Raw genomic sequence first — 1,026 nt, forward strand, 5'->3', positions numbered from 1 at the left:
CCCCTCTCCACCTCGCCCTGTCTCCCGTCCGGTACAGCCTCGCCCCCGCCTCCCTCGCGTACCCGTCCGGCACGAAGCGCTTCGCCGTCAGCTCCGCCCTCTCGTGGTACCCCTGCGCCAGCTGCGCCCCGCCGATGTACAGCTCTCCGGCCACTCCAATCGGACACAGCCTCCCCTGCCCGTCCAACACCAGCAGCTTCGTGTCCGGCAGCGGCACTCCAATCGGCGGCAGTCTCGGCCAGCTCCCCGGCGGCCCCTTCAACCGGTGCGCACTCACCACGTGCGTCTCCGACGGGCCGTACTGATTCTCCAGCACGCACCCCGGCAGCTTCTCGAAGAAGGCCACCACCGCCGGCGTCACCTGCAACTGCTCTCCCGCCGTCACCACTTCCCTCAATGACGTGGGCACACTCGCCCCGTGCGCCACCGCGTCCGCCAGCGCCTGCAGCGCGACGAAGGGCAGAAACAACCGCTCCACCTGGTGACTCACCATGAAGTCCAGCAGCGCAGGCACGTCCTGCCTCAGCGCCGCCGGCGGCACCACCAGCGCTCCTCCCGCGCTCCACGTCGAGAAGATTTCCTGGAAGGACACGTCGAAGCTCAGCGACGCGAACTGCAACGTCACAGCCTCCGCCTTCACCGAGTGCGCCCGCTGCCACAGCAACAGGTTGCACAGCGCCGCGTGCGACAGCGCCACCCCCTTCGGCTTCCCCGTGCTCCCTGACGTGTACACCACGTAGCAGGTGCCTCCAGGTGGCACCGCCCTCGGGGGCGCCATGTCCGGCCTCCTCCCTATCTCCCCCGCCTCCTCATCCACGCACAACGCCAGCGCTCGCGCCCGCTCCGGCAGCACCGCGCGCTGACTCGCCCGCGTCAGCACCCGCACCACCTTCGCATCCTCCACCATGTACCCCAGCCGCTCCGCCGGGTACTTCGTGTCCAGCGGTACGTACGCCGCCCCCGCCTTCAATATCCCCAGCACCCCCACCAACTGCTCCAGCGAGCGCTCCATGCACAGCCCCACCC

General features: G+C 69.6%; 1 protein-coding gene. It reads right to left on the bottom strand.

The features are described from left to right. Positions 1-1,012 (bottom strand): AMP-binding protein (locus FJV41_RS49290; RefSeq protein ID WP_246137909.1); only part of this gene is annotated, 1,012 nt, incomplete at its 3' end. Between the last annotated feature and the right edge of the window lie 14 nt (positions 1,013-1,026).

It is taken from the genome of Myxococcus llanfairpwllgwyngyllgogerychwyrndrobwllllantysiliogogogochensis (assembly GCF_006636215.1).
GTDB lineage: Bacteria > Myxococcota > Myxococcia > Myxococcales > Myxococcaceae > Myxococcus > Myxococcus llanfairpwllgwyngyllgogerychwyrndrobwllllantysiliogogogochensis.